We start from the raw sequence: 21025 nt of genomic DNA on the forward strand, positions 1-21025 counted from the left end.
TCCACACGCCTCGCATCCCCCCAGGGGGGTGCGAGGCGTGTGCGTTTGCGCGCTCATCGTTCGTTGGCTCTGACCAGTGATTGCCTGATCTGCGATCACTTCAAGGTTTTGTCCGGCGTCACTTCCTCCCGGAGGACGGGCGGTTCCACCTCGACTCCCCATGACGTCAAGGTTCGGTATGCCTCCTCGCGGATGTAGTAGTGGCGGATTCCGGGCCCATCGTATTGCCCGGCTTCGGCGGGGCGAAACCTGGATGCCGGATCGTCGAGCAGCGGTTTGAGCCGCTCGACGTTCTCATCGGACTTGAAGTACCACAAGGCCTGGATGCCTTCGAGACGTCGAAAGTCGTCCTCGGAGCGCAGGGCTTCGATCGCCCGGCGTTCCAGGCGGTCATCGACCGGGACGTTTACCCTGAGCCCGTCGAGGGTCTCCCACCGTGTTCCTTTGAGGAGTTCCCGGGGGGCGTCGAGCCGAAAGGTCTGGAGTCGCCTCACGGCGACGGGTGTCTCACGCACCATTTCGCGAGCGGCTTCGATTACGAGGTCTCGATCGCGGAGGACCGAAAGATTCGCCGTGAAGACTTCCAGGTTTTCGTCCGCCAGGTCGATCACCGCCGCGGTCGGATCCTCCTCCTTCACGAACACCAGGAGCCGGTGGGGTTCACCTTCCCATCGGGTGAGGAGCGACGCGGGACCAGGGAGGCGAGCCCCCAGTTTCGTGTAACATTCCCCCCGAGGGACTTTCAGCGTGTCCTCGACGATGATGGCGGCTTCGTGCCCGTCGGGGTCAGCCTGGTCCTTGAACGTTTCAAGCGTCCCGACGAAGACGAGGTCGGCGTTGGCGGCCAGGCTCTCGATGCTCTCGGTGTCGCCGAAAACCGGTTGGGCCTGGGTTGCGGTCGCGCTGAGGAGCGAGGCTCCCAGCGCAACGGCCAGGCCGATCCGGGAACGGTTCCTCATCGATCTGACTCCGACCGAGGACCGGGGGCAGGCACCTTCCATGCTAATCGCTGGCCAGGCTGTCCTGATCGAGGTCCTCGATCCGGTGCTCGACGGCCCGGCGGACCTGCTCCTCTTCCCGGAGCTTCTGGGCAAGCTGCTCGATGCGCTCGACCGGGGTCCCCGGTTCCAGGAGCATCCAGCAGGGTTCGTCGGGATTCAAGGTCGAAAGCCTCCCGTCGCTGCCCAGGCAGATCGGCGCGACGTGACAATCCTGATGTTTGTAATGCCAGCCGAGCTTTTCCATCGCGATCGGATCGGGATGGACCGGCCGGGGGTCGTCGCTCGTGTAGTGGTGGACGACCTGCGCCTGCAGGCCGACCACCAGCAACAGCTCGTGAATGATCCGCGAGGAACCGTCGTCGTCGAACTCATCGCGGAGGACGATCGCTCGCATGCCGGTCGGGGCGGCGAAGGCCGGCTGGAGGAGTCGAAGGGCGTAGTGCTCCATGGGACGACCTCGCGATGCGGATGGAGAGGGGTGCCGAGCCGGGTTGTGAGGGAAGGGAGCGAGCACGGCCCACCCCCGACCGTCGAGCACGCGATGGCTCAGGGCGCAAGGGGTCGGATGCGGACGGCCCGGAAGGCGACCGGGCCGTGGTCCCCTTGCAGCAAGATCGGGCCGAGCGGCTTCTCTGCTTTCGTCCGCCAGGCGTGGCCGGTCGGGTAGGGAATCTCAAGCTGCTCGTGGATGACCTGCCCGTTCAGCTCGGCCCGTTCCAGCAGGGCATGCGCCGTCTTCTTCCCCGAGTCGTCGAACCGAGGGGCCCGGAAGGTCGCGCGGAGCACCTGCCACTCCCCCGCCGGGCGCGAGGCGTTGACCTTCGGCGGGAACCCCTCGTCGATATGCCGGTAGCGGGGCAGCAGCTCGGCCCTCGGGTAGACGCCGCCGTTCCCCCTGGCGTCGATCTCCTTGCCGTAGCTGTCGTACATCTGGATTTCGTAAAGCCCCTGGAACTTGACCCCCGCGTTCGAGTCCTCGGCCATCATGTACTCGATCTCGATCTCCACGTCGCCGAATTCCCGGACCGTCTCCAGGTTCCTCGTGCGCCCCGGGGGGTCGTTGATCAAGACGCCCGAGCCGGGCTCGGCGCGCAGGTGCTTCGGGTCGTCCTCATTGATCGCGGCCGAACCGACAATCTGCCAGTCTCCGAACGGGGCGCGGAAGGCGTCCAGCCCGGTCCCCTCGCCGAACACGGTGATCCAGCCGTCGTCCGTTCCCTGCTCATCCGGGCAGGCCGACGCCCGCGGCGCCTGGGCGATCAGCAACACGGCGGCCACGAGGGGGATGACTCGGAGACTTCGCATCAGACAGTCACTCCGTGGGGCGAGAGACGACGCTGCCTTCAGGGTCGTTTCGGGCTGGTCACGATCCCTCCGCCCGTCGATGGTACGGGGGCCGATCGCCCGATTGCAAGGAGGTGCCGACACCCACGAGCCGGCTCCTCCGCCTCACGAGGTTTCCGCCCCCGCCGCCACCTCCGGCCCCCCCCTCGCCCCCGGGAAGTCGCAGAGCGGGATGCTCGGGTTCGGGTCGGCCAGCACCTCGGCCAGGGTCGTCTTGCGGAACGCCTCCTCCACGCTCGCCAGGGCATTATCGAGCCGGCGGTGCAAGGGGCAGAGGTGCTCGCCGTGCGAGGCCAACCCCAGCGGACAGGTCCGGATCCGCCGGATCGGGTCCACCGCGTTGACCACCTCCAGGATCGTCAACGCCTCGGGCTCCTTCGCCAGCGTGATCCCCCCGCCGATCCCCCGCTGCGACCTCACGATCCCGGCCCGCTTCAGGCCCTGCAGCACCTTCGCCAAGTACGGCGCCGGCACCTTCGTCGCCCGCGCGATCTGCTCCGTCGTCCGGGCCGCCGGCGCGCAATCGGCCAGGTGCACCGTCGCCCGCAAGGCGTACTCAACCGTCTGAGAAAACATCGGAACGCAGTCCTCAACAGGAAACCGGAAAACAAGACCTTGAAATCCGTTATTGTCCCCTCTACAGTGGACGCATCGGAAAGGGGATGTCCTTGTCCGAATTTGGGGTGATTCCGGTCTCCTCGACGGGCGGGGCTGGGAATCGCCGCCAACAAAGGGTCCCGGGATCACGCTCCAGAAGCGATCGAGGAGGCGAGATGACGACGACAGACCGCAAGCGATGGTTGTTGGGGGGGATGGCCGGCCTGATGGGGGCCCTGGCGTTGACGGTGGGCTGGGGCGCGTCGGCCAGGCAGGCCGAGCCGGTCCAGGCAGAGCCGGTCCGGGCCGAGCCGGCGCCTGCGGCCCCGCAGGAGGACGAGGATCCGGCGCTCGAGCGGGCCAGGCAGCAGGTCCAGATGCTCGATGCATTATACAAGACGGCGGTCGTTTCGATCACCGACAAATATCAGCGCGGGCAACCGGCCATCATGGTCGCCAAGGACGTCTTCGAGGCGATGGAAACGCTCGGACACCACTCCGCCCGACTCGTCGACGCCACCGGCATCCCCCTGGGCGAGGGGAACAACCCCGAGACCGACTTCGAGAAGCGCGCCGCCGAGGCCATGCAGCGCAACGAGACGTACGTCGAGGAGGTCGTCGGCGAGGGCCCCGATCGTCGCCTCCTGGCCGCGACCGTCGTGCCGGCCGTGCACCAGCGCTGCGCCACCTGCCACTTCGTCGAGGAAGGAGACTTGCTCGGCTTCATCCGCTACGAGATCCCGATCCGCTGAGCCGCCTCCAGGGCCGACACCTCGGCGCTCCGAACATGCAACGAATCAAAGCCTGGCCGGCCGGCCGACCCCTGAATCGGCCGCCGGCCCGGCGTCTTCCCTCGGCTCCCGGCCGGCCCGTCACGCCAGCTTCACGACCACGAACGTGACGTCGTCGTCCTGGTGCGAGTCGCCCCGGAATCGCTTCAAGTCCTCGGTGATCGCCTCCGAGATGCGCTCGGAGGGCTCGTCGCGGTGGGCCCGGATGACGTCTCGCAGCCGGTCCTTGCCATATTCCTCGTCCGACGGGCTGCGCGTCTCCCAGATCCCGTCGGTGCCGAGCAGCACGATATGCCCCGCCCCCAGGCCGTCCCAGACGGCTTCCTCATACGCTGAGTCGTCCATCAGGCCGAGCGGCAGGCCGTTGATGTTCGGCAAATCGAGGAACGAATCGGTCCGCCGATCATAAACGATCGGCGCGTCGTGGCCGGCGCTGGCCCATCGGATCGCGTGCCGGGGGGCGTCGACGACCATCAGGATCATCGTCATGAACCGCTCCCCCCCCGTATCGGCTTCGAGCTGGCGGTTGACGTGGGTTAAGAGCTGCCCGAGCGACCCGCTCTCCGAGGCCCTCGTGCGCAGGACCCCCCGCGCGGTCGCCATCAGCAAGGCCGCGGCGATCCCGTGCCCCATCACGTCGCCGAGCACGACGATCAGGTCCCCCTGGGTCGTCTCGTCCAGCTCCAGGAAGTCGTAGTAATCCCCCCCGGTCTCGTCGCAGTAGGTCGAGTGGCCGGCGATGTCCAGCCCCGGCAGCGTCGGCGTGTCTTCCGGCAGGAGTTTCTGCTGGATTTCCATCGCCAGGGCCAGCGATTGCCGCAGCCGGAGGCGATCTTTCAGCGCCTCGGCCATCCGGTTGATCTCCGTCGAGAGCATGGCGAATTCCCGGGCGCCTTCAACCCGGACCGGGTGGTCGAGGTCCCCTCCGCCGATCCTCCGGACCCCCTCGACCAGCTCCACGATCGGCCGGACCAGCCGGAGCGACGCCGCGATCCCGAGCGCGAGCGTCAGGCCGACGACCACCAGGCCGATCCAGGCCGCCTGCCGGCGCAGCTCCCGGACGCCCCCCATCACGTCGGCCTCGGGCACGATCACCGCCAGCCGCCAGTCCAGCCCCTGCGCCGTCGAGAGCGGTTCGACCTCGACCCGGTACCGCCGGCCATCGAGCGTCAGCTCGAACTGCTCGCGGTCGACGATCGCGCCGAACGACCCGGACTCCCCCGAGACCCGTCGGGCGATCGCCCGGATCATCGGGTCGTCCGCCCCGTCCGCCGCCACTTGCGACCCTCCGGGGCCGATCACCGGCACCCCCGAGGAGGTCGCCAGCAGGCCCCCGTCCGGCCCGACCAGGAACGCCCGGCCCGTCTCGGAGACCTCCAGGCCGCCGAGGAACTCCGAGACGGCCAGCAGGCCGACGTCGGACGAGAGGACCCCCAGCCGCCGCCCGCCGGCATCCTCGACCGGGCGGACGAAGGCCAGGCCCAGCGTCGCCATCTCGCTGTTGCTGCGCACCCAGGGATAGACGGCGCTCCAGGTCGGGCCTCCGGCCCGCTCGGCCGCCTGATACCAGGGACGCCCGCGCGGGTCGTACGCATACGAGCCGATGCGGTCGCCCGTCGCCCCCGAGCCGTCGACCACCCGGAATTCGACGATCTCATCCCCCGCCGAGCCGTCCTTGAGGGCGTACTCCATCCCCGGCTCCCCCGGATAGCGGATGACCCAGGTGGCCGACCCCTCGGGGGTGCCGAAGGTGATCGAGTTGATCGCCCGGAAGGCCGAGAGCTGCCGGACCAGGTCGGCCCGCCAGGCCCCCAGGTCGGCCGGGTCCAGCTCGCCGGCGGCGATCATCGAGGCCGTGAGCTCCGTCACGTGGACGGCCGTGGCGAGGTAGCCGTCCAGTTGCTCCTCGACGCGACGGGCCGCCTGGTCGACCACCTGGCTCGTCAGGTCGTCGACCACGCGCTTGCCCTGCCACGACGCCAGCAGGCCGAACCCCAGCACCACCGCGGCCACCGGGATCAGGACGAGAATCGGACCGATGGTTCGGATCGAGACGGATCGCAAGACACAGGACCTCGGGCCGGGGCCAGGGGGATCACCAGCACGCAATCGGGCTCGCCGATCAATTCGACCGGTTCCCGCCTTCCCTGGCCGAACCGGGCCGGACGGGGCCGGGCAAATGCCCGTCCCGTCGAGACCCCTCGCTCCCGATTCCGCCCGGGCCGGGGGATCAGGGAACGATCCTATCGCCCCGGGTCGTCCGGGGCCAATCATTCACCGGGCCTTCTCCGATCGCGCGAGAACGCGGACGACCCCCTGTCACCGAATCGAGGGGCGCCGGGGCCGGCCGGGCCGCCCGCAACCCCCGCTCCCGTCCGACATCGGGCCGATGGGAAGTCGTGCCATTTATGCCGATTGCGCGGAGAGAAAGGATTGATTTGCCCGGTCGACTGCCTAGGCTGAGTCAAGTGCGCGGCCTTTCCCCGGTCGCGCACGACGTCTCAAGGCGGGCCTTGATCCGGATCGCTCCGGGCGGGCACGCCCCGCCCGGGCCGATGGATTGCCCCCGTCGAGCCTGAGACATCGGTAATCACCGTTGAGACATTCTCACCAGGGAGGACATCTGATGACCCCAATCCGACGCTCGTGGTGCGTGGCCGCGCTGTTCGTGATGGTCGTGGGCCTGGCCGCCGCCCCGGAACGGGCCGATGCCCAGACGATCCTCGATCGCGTCATCAATTACAACGCGAACACGGGCGAATTCGAGACGCTGATCGCCGCGGTCCTGGCCGCCGATCCCGCGATCCTCGACGCCCTGGGCGGCCCCGACCCGCTCACCGTCTTCCTGCCGACCGACGCGGCATTCGCCCGCATCGGGGTCACGCCCCAGAACGTCGGACAGCTCGGCGAGGACGCGCTGACCGAGATCCTCCTCTATCACGTCACCCCGCGCGCCCGGCCCCTGGTCGACCTCTACTCCGAACGCAACGTGATGATGCTCAACGGCGCCAGGACCTCGTTCTCGATCCAGAGCTTCCACCGGAACCAGATCAGCGTGTTCATCAACGACGCTCGGATCTTGAACCACGCGGTGCTGACCCGCAACGGCGCGATCTTCGTCATCGATCGCGTGCTGCTGCCGCCGATGCAGTAAATGCCCTCCGACAGGGCATCCCCCCGCTCGAAAAAAAAGCAACGCAACGAGCAAGCCATCCTCCGCCGGACCGGCCTTGGAGTTCCCTTCCGGCGGGGGCGGCCCCGGGCCCCGGTTCGCTCCCTTGGCTTGCTCGCCTTCGCCCTCGTTTCAGGAGACGGCCCGGCGCCGGCGGAGCTGGGCCTCTCGGCTCGGCAGCTTCACCTTCCAGGCCAGGCCGAGCCGGGCCAGGACCCAGATGAACCCGTAGCTCACGTCGAGCTTCCACCAGTCCAGGCCGTGCCTGGCCGAGGTCGGGAAGGCGTGGTGCGCGTTGTGCCAGCCTTCTCCCCAGGCCAACAGGCCGAACAGGACGTTGTCCCGGCTCTCGTCGTTCGTCTCGAACGGTTGCGATCCCCAGATGTGGCAGGCCGAGTTGATGCTCCAGGTGATGTGGTGGACCAGGAAGATCCGCACCGGCCCCCCCCAGATCAGGCCCGTCAAGGCCCCGGCCCACGACCCCGTCAGCAAGCCCCCCAGCGCCGCCGGGATCAACAGCCCGAGCGCCACCCAGGCGGCGAACATCGCGTCGACGATCCGCAAGGCCCGGCTCTGCCTCAGGTCGGTCACGTAGCGGTCCAGCTCGAACGGGCCCGGCCGGACGATCCAGCCGACGTGAGCGTGCCAGAACCCCCGGAGCACCCCCCGCACCCCGTTCTCTTCCGATCCATGCACCGGCGAGTGCGGGTCTCCCTCGGCGTCGGAATACTGGTGGTGCCGCCGGTGCAGCGCCACCCACTCCATCAGCGACCCCTGCACGGTCATCGAGCCGAGCACCCCCAGCACGACCTTCACCGGCGTGCTCGTCTCGAACGATCGGTGCGTGAACAGCCGGTGGAAGCCGACCGTAATTCCCAGGCCGGTCAGCAAGTACATCCCCAGCAAGAGCCCCAGGTCGACCCAGTGGAACCCCCACCCCCAGACGACCAGGGGCGTGGCCAGCACGACGACCAGCGGCACGGTGATGACCGACACCACCACCCACCGCACCGTCATCGACATCCGGGCGACCGCCTCCAGCGGCGACAACGGGTCGGATCCCTCGGCCCGTGCCGCGGCCCCTCGCCTCGTGTCCGCCACCGGGATCGCCCTCGCCTCCCGGACGGTCGCCGCCGACGGCCGCGACGGTCCGCCGATTCCGGGCCGGCGGGGGGTCGGTTCGATGGGTTCGCTGATCGTGAGCGATTCGGCCATGACGGTGCAAGCCTCGTCCTTGAAGTGCCTTCGAGATTGGGCGGGAGGGGGTTGAGGTCGTCCTGCCCCGCCCCGGTCGGCCTCATCCCCGGGCTCCCGGGGGCCGATCGCCGACGGCCCCGATCGACGCGGGTCGCCCGGGCCGGCCTCGAAGCTCGTCCCGCTCAAGGGCCGGACGTCGGGCGGAGGGGCGGGGATCGGCTTGGGGTTGGAAGACGTCCTGTCCTCGTGTTCAACTCCTGAGGCCGACGGTGCCGGGCGGCCGGGGCGACCCCGATCGAGAATGCGTCGGATCGGATTACGCCTTTCGGGGCTTGCGTCTTCGACTCGTCCGCGGCGGTCGGGAGGTCGGGTCGGATGGTCCGGAACGAAACGATACGGAGCAGTTCGGCTCGGTGCGGGACCGGGCACCGGGCGGGCAACGCTGCCCCCTTTCGCCGGCTGTTCCCGGGCGGATCGTGAGAAAAGGGAGGGTTGGCCTTCCCTTCTTCGATCTCGATCGGGTCGCAGCGCCGCGGTGACACCCTACCAGGAACCCGAGAACTCCGATAGGGCCCTTTTTTTCCCCCTTCGTGCATCGATCCGATCGATCCGGGGCCGACCCTCCCTCCCCCCCGCTCGCCCGGGCCCTTCGCCCTGCTCAGGGACTCCGGACCGTCGCGGCGGCCGACGACCACCGGCGCCGGATCCACTTCTCCGCCCCGATCACGAGGGAGATCGAGGCCCCTGCCACGACGATCCTCCCCCACTCATCCGGGCCGATCGGGGCGCTCGAGAACGCCGCGTTCATCGCCGGCAGGTACGTGAACGCCAGTTGCAGCGCGATCATGATCGCAACGCCGACCACGATCCAGGGGTTCGACCACAGGCCGACCCTCACGAACGAGTCGCGCAACGACCGGCAGTTCAACAGGTAGAAAATCCCGCCGACCACGAACACGTTGACCGCCACCGTGCGGGCCTCGGCCAGCGATCCCCCCCGGGCCTGCTCCCACTCGAACAGGCCGAACGACCCGGCCAGCAGCAGGAGGCCGACCAGCGCGATCCGGAACACCAGCGGCCGGGTCAGGACCGGCGTGCGCGGGTCGCGCGGCGGCCGGAGCATGATCCCCGGCTCCTTCGGCTCGAAGGCCAGCATCAGGCCCAGCAGCACGGCGGTCGTCATGTTGATCCAGAGGATCTGCACCGGCAGGATCGGCAACCGCGCCCCCGCGACGATCGCCACCAGGATCACCAGCCCCTCGCCGATGTTCGTCGGCAAGGTCCAGGTGATGAACTTGACCAGGTTGTCGTAGACCCCTCGCCCTTCCTCGACCGCCGCCTCGATCGACGCGAAGTTGTCGTCGGCCAGCACCATGTCGGCCGCCTCCTTGGCCACCTCGGTCCCGGTGATCCCCATGGCGATCCCCAGGTCGGCCTGCCGCAGCGCCGGGGCGTCGTTCACGCCGTCGCCGGTCATCGCCACCACGTTCCCCCGGGCCTGCAGCGCCTCGACCAGCCGGAGCTTCTGCTCGGGCGAGACCCGGGCGAACACCGCCACCCGGTCCGCCTCCTCGATCAGCGCCCGGTCGCCCAGCCGGGCCAGCTCCTGGCCGGTCAGCGTGAGCAAGCGCCCCTGCTCGTCCGCCGCCCCTTGCAGGCCGATCTCCGTCGCGATCGCCGAGGCGGTCCAGGCGTGGTCCCCCGTGATCATCTTCACCCGGACCCCCGCCCGCTGGCAGGTCTCGATCGCCGAGACGGCCGCCGGCCTCGGCGGGTCCATCATCGCCTGCAGACCCAGGAACGTCAGGCCCCCCGCCACGTCCGAGGCGTCGAGCGTCCGCGCCGATCCCGGCAGGGTCTTCCGGGCGAACCCGAGCACCCGGAGCCCCCGGCGGGCCAGCTCGCCCACCCGGCGATGCACCTCCTCGGCGTCGAGCGGCCCCACCCCCCCGTCGCCCTGGAGCGCCGTGTCGCACCGCCGCAAGACCTCCTCGATCCCCCCCTTCACATAAACGAGATGAGATCCGCCCCCTCCGGCGACGTGATGGAGCGTGGCCATGTACTGATGCTGCGACTCGAACGGGATCGCGTCGAGCCGGGGGAACGCGTCGGCCAGCCCGTCCGGGTCGAGGCCCGCCTTCCGGGCGGCGACGATCAGCGCCCCCTCGGTCGGGTCCCCCTCCACCTGCCACTGCTCGTCGCGCCGGACGAGCCGAGAATCCTGGCAGAGCACCCCGGCGCGGAACGTCTCCCACAGCGCCTCGTGGCGGCCCGGCTCCAACGGCTCGCCGTCCCGGAGAACCCGGCCCTCCGGGTCGTATCCGGCCCCCGAGAGCGAGACGAGCGTCCCCCCGGCGATCGCCTGCTGCACGGTCATCTGGTTCTGCGTCAGCGTCCCCGTCTTGTCCGAGCAGATCATTGTCGTGCTGCCCAGCGTCTCGACGGCCGGGAGCTTGCGGATGATCGCATTGCGCCGCGCCATCTTCTTCATGCCGACGGCCAGGGTGATCGTCACGGCCGCCGGCAGGCCCTCCGGGATCGCCCCGACGGCCAATGCGACCGACGCCATGAACATCTCGATCCACGACCTCCCCCGCAGCAGGCCGACCGCGAACGTCAGGGCCGCCAGCCCGAGGATGACGTACAGCAACGTCCGGCTGAAGGCCGAGATGTCGCGCGTCAAGGGCGTCTCCAGGCTCGGCGTCGCGGCGATCAGCTCGTTGATCCGGCCGATCTCCGTCTGGTCGCCGGTCGCCACCACCACCCCCGAGCCCGTCCCGAAGGTCACGAGCGTCGACGAGTAGGCCATGTTCCGGTGCTCGGCCAGCGGCGCCTCCCTCGGCAGGACCCCGGCCTCCTTCGACGCCGGGACCGATTCCCCCGTCAGGGCCGACTCGTCCGCCTGGAGCGACCGGCACCGGAACAATCGCAGGTCGGCCGGCACCTTGTCCCCCGACTGCAGGAGGACCACGTCCCCCGGCACCAGCTCGCCCGCGGGCAGCCGACGGGCCTCCCCGGCCCGGATCACGGTGGCCTCGCTCGACATCCCCCTCGCCAGCGACTCGATCGCCCGCAGCGCCTTCGACTCCTGCACGAAGCCGATGACGGCGTTGACGAGCACCACCCCCAGGATCACCCCCGCGTCGACCCACTCCTCGAGGATCGCCGTCACCACCCCGGCCGCGATCAGGATGTAGACCAACGGCTGGTGGAACTGCATCGCGAACAGCACCAGCGGGCTCGTCCCCGGCCTCGGGGCGAGCACGTTCGCCCCGAACTGCTCCCGACGGTGCCCGATGGCGAACAGGTCGAGCCCGGCGGCCGGGTCGGTCTCCAGGTAATCGAACACCTCCTCCGCCGGCAGGTGGTGCCAGTGCTTCCCGAGCAGTTCCCGCATGGTGGTCCCGCGCCTCGTCCTTCCCGCACCGATCCCCTCGCCCCTCCGGACCGCGCCGGCGAGCAATCATTCCCGCCCTGCCCCGAAAAGGGAAGATCCCCGCCGCCCGGCCGCCGCCCCGTCCTCGAAATCCCGATCGGCCGCCCGCCCTTTGACCGGGGCGACCGCCAACCCGCCGCCCCTCGTGTTGGTACAATCCCGGGGAAGGCCGAATCGGGGCGGGATCAATCCGACCGGTCGGCCGGACCAATCCCCCGAACGCCCCTCTTGACGATTGAGACCCCACCCATGAGCCCCGACCAGACCCCGATCACGCCCCGCACGCGCCGTGCCGATCGCTTGATGCCGCCCCCCTCCCCTCCCCTCCCGCCGAGGATCCTCGCCCTCGCCCCCGCCCTCGCCCTCGCCCTGATCCTGGGCCTCTCCCTGCCCGCGATCGCCCAGGACGGGCCGAAGCCCGGCGATCGCCTCCCGCGCACCGGAGACGAGATCGTCGTCGCCGGCCAGCTCTTCCACACCACGGCCCCGGTCGTCCTCTGGACCGACCCCGGCGGCTACGACGCCTACCGCGTCGAGCGCCGATTCGCCCCCCTGGCCGAGGCCGGCTGGAAGGCGTCGGAGGCCGCCGGCCTGCGCTCCCCCGTCCGCTTCGGCCTGCGGGGCAACCGCCTCTCCCCCGAGCAGGTCGAGCAGGTCCGCGGCGGCGGCTGGTCCCTGCCCCTGCTCCAGGAAGTCGTCGACCAGTTCGTCCTCCACTACGACGTGGCCGGCACCAGCCGCAACTGCTTCCGGGTCCTCCACGACGGCCGGGGCCTCAGCGTCCACTTCATGCTCGACCTCGACGGCACGATCTATCAGACGATGGACCTGAAAGAATCCGCCTATCACGCCACCATCGCCAACCAGCGCTCCATCGGCATCGAGATCGCCAACATGGGCGCCTATCCCCCCGCCAACGCCTCGGCCCTCGACCGCTGGTACGCCCGGGACGCCGACGGCACGACCCGCCTGACCATCCCCGGCGGCCCCGAGGCCGCCGGCATGAAGGACCTCGACGCCAGCTTCCGACCCGCCCGCGACGAGCCGGTCGTCGGCGTCGTCCGGGGCATCGAGCTGAAGCAGTACGACCTGACCCCCGAGCAGTACGACTCCCTCATCAAGCTCACCGCCACCCTCTGCACCGTCTTCCCGAAACTCGACTGCGACTACCCCCGCGACGAGGCCGGCAACCTCATCACCGACACCCTCTCCCGAGAGGACTGGCAATCGTATCAAGGCATCCTCGGGCACTTCCACGTCCAGACCAACAAGGTCGACCCCGGCCCCGCCTTCCAGTGGGACACCGTCATCGACGGCGCCCGCGCCCTGATGCCTCCCGATCCGACCGACCCCAACTGACCCCCATTGCCCCTCCTGCCCCTCGGGAATTTGACGGTTTCGGCCGCCCTCCCCGCGCGTTACGATGAATCGGTGAGTCTGGCAGTGATGGACCCTTGAGCCGCGTCTTGACCTGCCTGGCGCGATCCCCTGTTCCCCGCCCTTGCGAGGAAACGGGCCGCCGCCAGGCCGGGTGAAGCCCGCCACGCTCTCCCAACCCTCTTCCCCCGCGGTTTGCGGGGAAACGGGGCGCCTCAAGGCCGGGAGAGACTGGCCGCTCTCTCCCAACCCTCGCCCCCATTGGGGGAGAGGGCGGCCGAAGGCCGGGTGAGGGGGCCGCGACAGGACGCGGGGCTCGGCGTCGAACGCGAGGACCCCTCACCCCAACCCACTCCCCGCTCGCGGGGAGTGGGGGCCGGACAAAACCCTTCGCCCGCGCCTTGCGGTGGAGAGGGTGGCCGAAGGCCGGGTGAGGGCGCTGCCTTGCGACTCGTCGGCGCTTTCGCGACCGGCGAGCCGATCCGAACCGCTCGCACCCATCACCCCCAGACGATCGGCCGGGAGGGGTCCCGGCCGTCCCTCCCGTGGCAATCGACGTCCCTCCCCACCACGCACCGACCGACGACGACGGCGGCCCTCAACCTGGCCGCCGCCCCGGGCGATCGGCCGCCGGGGTTCCCCCTTTGCGGAGTAAAAGGTCCCCACCATGACACCCTCGAACTCGAACCCGTCGCGCCGATCGTTCCTCAAGCACACCGGCGCCGCCGCCTCGGCCTCGGCCCTGGCCGGCATCGCCGTGCCGGCCGTCCACGCGAGCGAGCAGAATACGATCAAGGTCGCCCTCGTCGGCTGCGGCGGCCGCGGCACCGGCGCCGCGGCCAACGCCCTGTCGGTCCAGAACGGGCCGATCAAGCTCGTCGCCATGGCCGACGTCTTCGAAGACAAGCTCGGGAACAGCTACAACTACCTCGAAGACAAGTACTCCAGCCAGATGGACGTGCCCGAGGAGCGCCGGTTCCTCGGCTTCGACGGCTACAAGCACGCCATCGACTGCCTCGACCCCGGCGACGTGGTCATCATGACCACCCCCCCCGCCTTCCGATGGCCGCACTTCAGCTACGCCATCGAAAAAGGCATCAATACCTTCATGGAGAAGCCCGTCACCGTCGACGGCCCCACCACCCGCCGCATGATCGAGCTGGGCGAGCAGGCGAAGGAGAAAAACCTGAAGGTCGGCGTCGGCCTCATGTGCCGCCACTGCGACGCCCGCAAGGCCCTCTACGAACGCATCAAGGACGGCGAGATCGGCGACCTGCTCACCCTCCGCTCCTACCGCCAGGTCGGCGGCGGCGGCCTCATCGGCCCCAACTCGGGCGACATGTCGGAATTGATGTACCAGATCCGCAACTTCCACGGCTTCATGTGGGCCAGCGGCGGCGTGATCATGGACTACATGATCCACAACATCGACGAATCGTGCTGGATGAAGGACGCCTGGCCCGTCACCGCCCAGGCCAACGGCGCCCGCCTCTACCGCGAAGACAAGGTCGATCAGAACTTCGACAACTACTCGATCGAGTACACCTTCGACGACGGCACCAAGCTGTTCGTCTACACCCGCAACGTCCCCCGCTGCCACCAGGAGTTCGCCAGCTACGCCCACGGCACCAAGGGGTCGGCCGTCATCTCGACCAACTCCCACACCCCGGCCAAGACCCGCATCTACGCCGACCAGCGGATCGACCAGGGCGAGCCCGTTTGGGCCTTCCCCCAGCCCGAGCCGAACCCCTATCAGCTCGAATGGGACCACCTGATCGCCGCCATCCGCAACGACGACCCCTGGAACGAGGTCAGGCGCGGCGCCGAGGCCAGCCTCGTCACCGCCATGGGCCGCATGGCCGCCCACACCGGCCGCATCGTCACCTTCGACGAGATGCTCAACCACGAGCACGAGTTCGCCCCCGAGGTCGACCAACTGACCGCTGACTCCCCCGCCCCGCTCCAGCTCCTCGCCAGCGGCATCTATCCCCAGCCCGAACCCGGCCGCCTCCGCGACCGCGAGTTCTGAGCCGCTCCGCCCCTCTTACCGGCCGATCCCCCCGCCTCGCCTCACGGCGGGGGGATCGGCCGATCCCCTGTCTCTCGGACGGAGCGATCCGTGGACGATCTTCGTCTCTTGATCGACCTCCATCGCGATGCAGCCCGCCAGGGGCCCGGCGGCGACGCCGAGACGGAACTCGTGCTCTCCCTGGCCCGGGTCGACCGATCGAAGCCCCTGGCCATCGCCGACCTCGGCTGCGGCACCGGCGCGTCCACCCTCGTCCTCGCTCGCCTCCTCAACGCGACGATCACCGCGGTCGACCTCTCCCAGGTCTTCCTCGATGTGCTCGACGCACGCGCGAGCGAGCAAGGGTGTTCTGAGAAAATCACAACCCTTTGCGCATCGATGGATGACCTCCCCTTCGCGGATGAGCACTTCGATGTCATCTGGTCCGAAGGCGCGATCTACACCCTCGGATTCGCAAAGGGCGTCGAAGCCTGGGATCGGTTCCTGAACGTCGGCGGCCTCCTCGCCGTCTCGGAGATCACCTGGACCACCGGTTCCCGGCCGGCCGAACTCCAGGCACATTGGGAGGGGGAATACCCCGAGATCGACGTCGCCTCCTCCAAGCTTCGCGTCCTGGAACAGCATGGTTACACGCCGATCGGCTATTTCGCCTTGCCCGAGCATTGCTGGCTGGACAATTACTACCGGCCGATGCAACGTCGCCTGGGCCAATTCCTTGCCCGGAACGGCCACAGCGCCGACGCGCAAGCCATCGTCGACGCGGAAATCCGAGAAATCGAACTCTATGAACAATACCGCGCGTATTACAGCTACGGATTCTATCTCTCCCGGAAGTCGGATCGTCGCGCGCCATCTTCGCGCTGAGCCCCCGCTTCCCCGCTCGTAGTCGAATCGGATTGGCCCGCCTGCCCCTCCGCGAGCAATCCAGGCGGCGGGAGCCATCGGAGTAGGGTGCGTTGAGTCCGCGAAAACGCACCTCCCCCGCCAGGACGGTCGGAGCGGTGCGTCTTCGAAGACTCGACAGCACCCTACGATCCCTGCGATTCCGCCCGGTGGATCTTCCCCGCCCCTCCCCTCACTCCCCCTCCCCCGTCACCTCCCGCACCGTCTCGAAGAACGCCCGCTTCCGCTCCGTATTCAGGTCCCAGCGCACCGGCGGCGACTGATACCCGTCTTCATAGTTGTTCTCCCCCGGATCGAAGAACCCCCACGACGCATACTCCCCGATCGCCGCCGCCATGTTGTTCGTCGGCCGGTCGAAGGCGAAGTGGTCGTCCTCATTGAACAGGATCGGCATCGGCCGATAGCCCGGCACCTCCCGGCACTGGCTCACCATCTCCCCGATCCGCGCCGGGTCCTTCACGCCGTTGCCGTGCACGAGCAGGAAGTCCGACGAACGCACCACGTTCTCCCTCGGCACCGTCCCCCCGCCGTAGCTCGTCCCCGCCAGCAGCCGCCGGCCGTCCCTCGTCCGTTCCTTCACCCGATCGATCAACTCATGCACCCGGTCCGGCTTCAGGATGTCGTGATCATACCTCACGTTGCATTCATTATTCACTTCGATGATCACGTTCGTGTAACCGCGATCAAACACCCAGTCCACCGCATTGTCCACCGCCCGCAATACCGCCTCCTCATCCTTCAATCGCTCGTCCTGGCCGAAGTAGAAGATCCCCAGGATCGCCACCATCCCCAGCTCATCCGCCCGATCGAGGATCCGCCCCAGCCGATCCATGTACTCCGGCCTCAGGCTCCCGTCCTCCTCGATCGCCGAGTTGTGCCAGGGCTGCTCCCCCGAATACCCCTCCGGGCTCCCCCCCTGCAGGTTGATCGTGAACGCCAGCAGACCGTGACTCCTCCACTCGGGCATCGCCTCGATGAACTCCCTCGTGTTCCGCTCGGCGTCGTACTCCCCCGAGTCCGGATACGCCCACCGATGCCTCGTCTCCGGGTTCAGGTCGTCGAAGATCCCCTGCACCATCCTCGAATTCATCAGCAAGCCTTCGATCTTCGACCCGTTCCAGGTCCTCCCCTCGTACGTCGGCGACCCATTGAGGAAGAACGCCCCCCCCTTGATCTCCACCCTCGTCTGCCGCCCCGGCGCCTCCTCCGCCCCGACGCCCGAATTCGCCACCAAAACCACCACCAGCGCACCGTTGATCCATCGCATCGGGAGCGGTCCTTTCATCTGCTCATGCCCACCCGCTGGAACACCGAACCTCCGGCCCCTTCCCCGATACCCGACCGCCCCTCCCGATGCAACGCCCCGGACCCGCTCCCGCCCGCCCCCGACGTCACGAGGGCAGGTGGAGGAAGTTGTACGCCACGCTCGGATCGCTGCCGATCGAGAGGGTCGTCGCCAACCACGAATGCGGCTTCCATTCCTGCGTGCCGATGTTCACCGGCTCGGGGTCATGAACGTAAAGCCGGGACGACGACACCCCCGTGATCACCACCACATGCCCATACGATGCCGTGCTGGTGACCTTCAGCCCCGCCGTCCAGATCGGCCCGTAATCGCTGAGCCAGCCGGAGATCGCCTCGATCGTCGGGCTCATCGGCGGGACCTGCCGCAGCCCCATGAGCTGCGCGAATCGGACCATGTCCGTCAGCGGCAACCCGTTATTGGCCTTGTACAGCTGGACCGTCTCGTCCACCTGGCTCGGGTCGGGCAAGGCGCCCTCGGTCATCTGCACCCGCTCGCGACGCCACCGGATCAGCATCTGGGCGCTGGCATACCAGCACGCCATCCCCTGATCCTGGGGAATCAGCGGCACGTTCTGAACCACATAGGTCGCGACCATCGCTCGGTCCTCCGCTCCGGAACACATCCCAGACGCCACGGAATCCCGTCGAGCCTCGCTGGCCCGCCGTCCCCCGGAACTTCAGCCGCGGGAGACGGCCTCCCTCCCGCCCATTCGGCGGTTTCCATACGCATGGCATCTGCTCATTCTTGCGAGCTTTCCATCCTCTCGCAAGCGGACTTCCCCCGAAATCCCGCCCGAATCCCCAGCAGAGGGCCGGCGATCAGACCATTCATCATGGTGGCTGCGTGTTCACGTTGTGTGCCCGCGCAGCAAGGCCCCGCCCGTCTCAGGCGACGTCAAGCCGCCTGCCCGCCGCGAAGACCCCCGCAGGAAACGCGAGGGTGCCTCCGACCGCCCCCCATTGCGTCCCGCGACCGATCCCGAGATCGAGCCGTTCGCCCGGCTCATGGATGTTCATTTCAAAAGGTCCTCGGTCCCGGGCGGCACGCCCCGACTCCCGATGGCCATGATCCGTGTGGGGCGATGCCCGCCGGGGCCTCGCGACCCCTCCGGTCGATTCTCGGCAGACCCAAGACGGGGGCGAGCGCCATGTCCTTCGAGCAGCCGCGCGGATCCGAGCCGGAATCGCTCGCACGGGCCAGGCGGGTCGTCGCCGCCTCGTTCTTGTTCGACCCGAAGGACTCGCTGTTCGTCCACGGCCTCTCCCTCTTCCACGGCTGGCTCCCCGGCCTCCTGCTCTGGCTCGTCTGGGGGCCGGGCTACGACCGGCGGGCGTTCCCCGTCCCGGTCGTCCTGACCTGGGCCATCCTGCCGGCCAGCTCCTTCCTGGCCCCCGCCCCGCCGGCCCCTTCCCGAGAACCCGAACGCCGCGGTCAACATCAACTCCGTAACTCCGTCCACGGGATGAGCTACGAACGGCCGCAGACCTGGATGCGCACCCCTGGCTCTGGCTCTCGGCCCTGATGATCGGCCTGCCGGCCTGCCTCTACCTGCCGACCCACCTCGTGCTCCGCCGGGCCTTCCCGCCGCCCCGCCCCCCCGCCGTCGGCCTCCCGGGGACCTGTGCCCTCCCCCTCGTGACGATGGGCCGCATCTCATCGCGGTCGATCACGCCGAGCCAGGTCTCAACTGCCGCCGGCGCGTGCGGGGGCGTCCTCCCGGCCAGGGGCCCCGAGCACGGGCGGGGGCTCCCGTGCTCCCTCCCTGCCCCGACTCAGAAGCACATCTCCCCGGGCTGATCCGCCGCCTGCCCGATCCACCTCGCCAGCAATTCCGAGTCGAGCGTGTCCCCCTCAAAAATGTGGACGTACCGCACGAACTCCTGCTTCGAGGCGACCGGCGGCACGGGGTCGAGCGTCGCGCCCCGGAAGAACGCCACCTTCACGTACTTCGTCAGGCAGTGGAACGCGAGGAACCACCCCCTGCCCTCGATCCCGTAGAAGGGCGTGTTCCACCTCACCGCCTTGCGGACCCTGGGCACCGTCTCCACGATCAAGGCATCGAGCCCCCGCCCGACCCCGTGTTTCCAGCCGGGCATGGCCGCGATGTACGCCTGCACCGGGGCGTCGCCGTCCCCCTTCGCGATCTGCGGGTTCCCGCCCGCGAGCAGCTTCGGCGTCGTCTCGCCCCGCCCCGCATCCCTGGAATTCTTCCGTGCCACCTTCCCCGCTCCTCTCTTCTCGATCTGATCTGATCTGATCCGTCCGCCCAGACTCCCGCCGCCGACCGTCCGCCGGGCCCCTCGTGTCGACCCCGCCGGACGGGCGGGGCGATTTCGAATCCCAGGCCGGGCTCAGGATGACCCCCGCCTCCCCGCCGCCGGCCCCCCCGCGAACCTCGGGCCGAGGGCCCCGGCGATCGCCCCCGCCGCCGTCGCCAGCGCCAGTTGGGGGAGCGTCCACACGAGCAAGGCGAGGGATCCGAGGATGAACCGATCCTCATCGCGGACGGCCGAAGGCGCGACGGCCGCCGTGACCGTCATCCAGAAGCTCGCGATCTCGGCCCGGTAGGCCCCGCCCATGACGACCCACGCCACGATCGCGACCAACAGGCCGGACGCCCCCGCGAACCCCAGCCAGAACCCCCGGGCGCCGGGCGGCCCGACCACCAGCCGCAGCAGGCCGAGCTGGCACGCCAGCCCCATCGGGCCGGCCTGGAAGACCAGCCCCAGATCCCGCTCGTACACAGACCGCAGCAGCGCGAGATTCGCCGCGACGGCCGCGATGACCACCATCAGCCCGGCGATCGACGCCCGAGGTCGTCCCACGTCTCCTCCCCTCCGCGTCGCCGCCCCTCGCCCCCGACGCTCGCCCCGGCCGCCCCCGCTACGCGGCCTCGGGGTCATCGAGCCACCGGATCCATTCCCGGGCCGCGATCCCCACATCATCGATGTCCCGACCCTCCGCGTCAATGAACACGTCCAGGTATTCGCACGACACGAAACCGACGTTCGCCCACCGGCGCAGGAAGTCGCCGAGGCCGCGGCCGATCACCTGCCCCTCGTCGATCCGGTAGGTCTTCTCGTGGTCGAGGAACACGACCTCGCACGGCGACGTGTCGAGCCTCAGCACGGTGGAGTCGCCCCCCCCGCCCTCGAAGAGGTGCAGCGGGAAGACGGAGGGCATCCTCCTGAGCGACTCCGCGTCCCCCGCATCCGCAAAAAACGTATCGTGGATCTCCTCCTGGAACTGCTGATAGAGGTCCAGGAGCGTCGTCTCCCGCGACGCGCCCAGGAACGGCACCTCGCCATTGCCGCCGAATGCCCCGACATCGACCCCCGGCCGGAGCCATCGGTCGGTGCCCGCGACGCCCAGGTTCCAGGAGAAGGACCATCCGCCGGCGAAGCCCGTGACCAGGTCGATGAGGTCCTGCGGCAAGCGGAGTCCCGTCCGGTCCGAGAACGCGTCGACCTGCGCCCGATCCACCGGCGGCATCAGATCCGGCGACCTCACCGTCGCCCCCTTCGCCTTCAGCCGACCCTCGACCCACGCCATCCTCGACGTCAGATGCCGCCAGTCCGATTCGGCGAATCCCATGACATCCCCGCCCCCCCGACCCCTCTCGCCCCGCGGCCCCGCCCGCCGAGCATCCGCCTCGATGATCCCAGACCATGCCGCGTCCCGGCAAGGCGGGCGGGTGGCACAGGTGGCCTCACCAGTGTCCCTCCCGGTCGATGTCACCACGGGCCGCAGGCCCACCGGCCTTGTCCGACCGTGTTCGCCGGGCTGCAAGGCCCGGTGACGTCGGCATCGGATGACGGAGGCCATCCCGTCATCACCGCACTCCGCACACTGGTGAGGCCACCAGTGCCACC

The 21025-nt window shown here is 69.1% G+C and carries 18 protein-coding genes; 6 read left to right on the forward strand and 12 right to left on the reverse strand.

The annotated features are described in order from the left end of the window. Positions 1–95 precede the first annotated feature (95 nt). The 4 genes from AB1L88_RS26290 to AB1L88_RS26305 all read right to left on the reverse strand — a co-directional run bounded on the left by AB1L88_RS26290 (position 96) and on the right by AB1L88_RS26305 (position 2921). Positions 96–959, reverse strand: a complete 864-nt coding sequence (locus tag AB1L88_RS26290; protein ID WP_367099692.1) for a hypothetical protein — start codon at positions 957–959, stop codon at positions 96–98. Between the two features lie 43 nt (positions 960–1002). Beyond that, positions 1003–1449 carry a hypothetical protein gene (locus AB1L88_RS26295; protein ID WP_367099693.1) on the reverse strand — a complete coding sequence of 149 codons (447 nt, stop codon included), beginning with the start codon at positions 1447–1449 and terminating at the stop codon, positions 1003–1005. A 98-nt stretch (positions 1450–1547) separates the two neighbouring features. Beyond that, a complete protein-coding gene (locus tag AB1L88_RS26300) occupies positions 1548–2306 on the reverse strand; it encodes a DUF1080 domain-containing protein (RefSeq protein WP_367099694.1) in 759 nt (252 codons plus the stop codon). 144 nt (positions 2307–2450) lie between these two features. Continuing rightward, a complete protein-coding gene (locus AB1L88_RS26305) occupies positions 2451–2921 on the reverse strand; it encodes an Rrf2 family transcriptional regulator (RefSeq protein WP_367099695.1) in 471 nt (156 codons plus the stop codon). Positions 2922–3118: 197 nt separating this feature from the next. Between AB1L88_RS26305 and AB1L88_RS26310 the strand changes: the two genes are divergently transcribed. Further along, on the forward strand, positions 3119–3694 hold the full coding sequence (locus AB1L88_RS26310; protein ID WP_367099696.1) for a hypothetical protein: 576 nt from the start codon (positions 3119–3121) through the stop codon (positions 3692–3694). 120 nt (positions 3695–3814) lie between these two features. Here AB1L88_RS26310 and AB1L88_RS26315 read toward each other — a convergent pair whose 3' ends face one another. Further along, on the reverse strand, positions 3815–5797 hold the full coding sequence (locus tag AB1L88_RS26315; protein WP_367099697.1) for a SpoIIE family protein phosphatase: 1983 nt from the start codon (positions 5795–5797) through the stop codon (positions 3815–3817). Positions 5798–6359: 562 nt separating this feature from the next. Here AB1L88_RS26315 and AB1L88_RS26320 point away from each other — a divergent pair. Then, positions 6360–6887, forward strand: a complete 528-nt coding sequence (locus AB1L88_RS26320; RefSeq protein ID WP_367099698.1) for a fasciclin domain-containing protein — start codon at positions 6360–6362, stop codon at positions 6885–6887. Positions 6888–7037: 150 nt separating this feature from the next. Here the strand turns inward: AB1L88_RS26320 and AB1L88_RS26325 are convergent, their stop codons facing one another. After that, a complete protein-coding gene (locus AB1L88_RS26325) occupies positions 7038–8120 on the reverse strand; it encodes an acyl-CoA desaturase (protein ID WP_367099699.1) in 1083 nt (360 codons plus the stop codon). Positions 8121–8760: 640 nt separating this feature from the next. Then, on the reverse strand, positions 8761–11499 hold the full coding sequence (locus AB1L88_RS26330) for a cation-transporting P-type ATPase (protein WP_367099700.1): 2739 nt from the start codon (positions 11497–11499) through the stop codon (positions 8761–8763). Positions 11500–11787: 288 nt separating this feature from the next. On the opposite strand from AB1L88_RS26330, the gene AB1L88_RS26335 reads away from it, so the two are divergent. The 3 genes from AB1L88_RS26335 (at position 11788) to AB1L88_RS26345 (ending at position 15808) form a co-directional block, all read left to right on the forward strand. After that, complete coding sequence (locus AB1L88_RS26335; RefSeq protein ID WP_367099701.1) at positions 11788–12897, forward strand: N-acetylmuramoyl-L-alanine amidase; 1110 nt, start codon at positions 11788–11790, stop codon at positions 12895–12897. Between the two features lie 685 nt (positions 12898–13582). Beyond that, complete coding sequence (locus AB1L88_RS26340) at positions 13583–14944, forward strand: Gfo/Idh/MocA family oxidoreductase (RefSeq protein ID WP_367099702.1); 1362 nt, start codon at positions 13583–13585, stop codon at positions 14942–14944. Positions 14945–15034: 90 nt separating this feature from the next. Then, a complete protein-coding gene (locus AB1L88_RS26345) occupies positions 15035–15808 on the forward strand; it encodes a methyltransferase domain-containing protein (RefSeq protein WP_367099703.1) in 774 nt (257 codons plus the stop codon). Between the two features lie 211 nt (positions 15809–16019). Here AB1L88_RS26345 and AB1L88_RS26350 read toward each other — a convergent pair whose 3' ends face one another. Beyond that, complete coding sequence (locus AB1L88_RS26350; RefSeq protein WP_367099704.1) at positions 16020–17114, reverse strand: hypothetical protein; 1095 nt, start codon at positions 17112–17114, stop codon at positions 16020–16022. Positions 17115–17238: 124 nt separating this feature from the next. Further along, positions 17239–17748 carry a papain-like cysteine protease family protein gene (locus tag AB1L88_RS26355; protein ID WP_367099705.1) on the reverse strand — a complete coding sequence of 170 codons (510 nt, stop codon included), beginning with the start codon at positions 17746–17748 and terminating at the stop codon, positions 17239–17241. Between the two features lie 552 nt (positions 17749–18300). On the opposite strand from AB1L88_RS26355, the gene AB1L88_RS26360 reads away from it, so the two are divergent. After that, positions 18301–18675 carry a hypothetical protein gene (locus AB1L88_RS26360; protein WP_367099706.1) on the forward strand — a complete coding sequence of 125 codons (375 nt, stop codon included), beginning with the start codon at positions 18301–18303 and terminating at the stop codon, positions 18673–18675. A gap of 250 nt (positions 18676–18925) precedes the next feature. On the opposite strand, the gene AB1L88_RS26365 is transcribed toward AB1L88_RS26360, so the two are convergent. The 3 genes from AB1L88_RS26365 to AB1L88_RS26375 all read right to left on the reverse strand — a co-directional run bounded on the left by AB1L88_RS26365 (position 18926) and on the right by AB1L88_RS26375 (position 20747). After that, positions 18926–19372, reverse strand: coding sequence for a DUF1801 domain-containing protein (locus AB1L88_RS26365; RefSeq protein WP_367099707.1), 447 nt, complete (start codon positions 19370–19372; stop codon positions 18926–18928). Positions 19373–19504: 132 nt separating this feature from the next. Further along, positions 19505–19978, reverse strand: a complete 474-nt coding sequence (locus AB1L88_RS26370) for a hypothetical protein (protein ID WP_367099708.1) — start codon at positions 19976–19978, stop codon at positions 19505–19507. A gap of 58 nt (positions 19979–20036) precedes the next feature. Continuing rightward, positions 20037–20747, reverse strand: coding sequence for a hypothetical protein (locus tag AB1L88_RS26375; RefSeq protein WP_367099709.1), 711 nt, complete (start codon positions 20745–20747; stop codon positions 20037–20039). Positions 20748–21025 lie beyond the last annotated feature (278 nt).

Source organism: Tautonia sp. JC769 (assembly GCF_040717455.1).
GTDB lineage: Bacteria > Planctomycetota > Planctomycetia > Isosphaerales > Isosphaeraceae > Tautonia.

What these genes read in the sequence shown, in the direction of transcription:
- AB1L88_RS26290 (WP_367099692.1), bottom strand. Translation starts at nt 959, where the DNA reads ATGAGGAACCGTTCCCGGATCGGCCTGGCCGTTGCGCTGGGAGCCTCG.
- AB1L88_RS26295 (WP_367099693.1), bottom strand. Translation starts at nt 1,449, where the DNA reads ATGGAGCACTACGCCCTTCGACTCCTCCAGCCGGCCTTCGCCGCCCCG.
- AB1L88_RS26300 (WP_367099694.1), bottom strand. Translation starts at nt 2,306, where the DNA reads ATGCGAAGTCTCCGAGTCATCCCCCTCGTGGCCGCCGTGTTGCTGATC.
- AB1L88_RS26305 (WP_367099695.1), bottom strand. Translation starts at nt 2,921, where the DNA reads ATGTTTTCTCAGACGGTTGAGTACGCCTTGCGGGCGACGGTGCACCTG.
- AB1L88_RS26310 (WP_367099696.1), top strand. Translation starts at nt 3,119, where the DNA reads ATGACGACGACAGACCGCAAGCGATGGTTGTTGGGGGGGATGGCCGGC.
- AB1L88_RS26320 (WP_367099698.1), top strand. Translation starts at nt 6,360, where the DNA reads ATGACCCCAATCCGACGCTCGTGGTGCGTGGCCGCGCTGTTCGTGATG.
- AB1L88_RS26325 (WP_367099699.1), bottom strand. Translation starts at nt 8,120, where the DNA reads ATGGCCGAATCGCTCACGATCAGCGAACCCATCGAACCGACCCCCCGC.
- AB1L88_RS26330 (WP_367099700.1), bottom strand. Translation starts at nt 11,499, where the DNA reads ATGCGGGAACTGCTCGGGAAGCACTGGCACCACCTGCCGGCGGAGGAG.
- AB1L88_RS26335 (WP_367099701.1), top strand. Translation starts at nt 11,788, where the DNA reads ATGAGCCCCGACCAGACCCCGATCACGCCCCGCACGCGCCGTGCCGAT.
- AB1L88_RS26340 (WP_367099702.1), top strand. Translation starts at nt 13,583, where the DNA reads ATGACACCCTCGAACTCGAACCCGTCGCGCCGATCGTTCCTCAAGCAC.
- AB1L88_RS26350 (WP_367099704.1), bottom strand. Translation starts at nt 17,114, where the DNA reads ATGCGATGGATCAACGGTGCGCTGGTGGTGGTTTTGGTGGCGAATTCG.
- AB1L88_RS26355 (WP_367099705.1), bottom strand. Translation starts at nt 17,748, where the DNA reads ATGGTCGCGACCTATGTGGTTCAGAACGTGCCGCTGATTCCCCAGGAT.
- AB1L88_RS26360 (WP_367099706.1), top strand. Translation starts at nt 18,301, where the DNA reads ATGTCCTTCGAGCAGCCGCGCGGATCCGAGCCGGAATCGCTCGCACGG.
- AB1L88_RS26375 (WP_367099709.1), bottom strand. Translation starts at nt 20,747, where the DNA reads ATGGGATTCGCCGAATCGGACTGGCGGCATCTGACGTCGAGGATGGCG.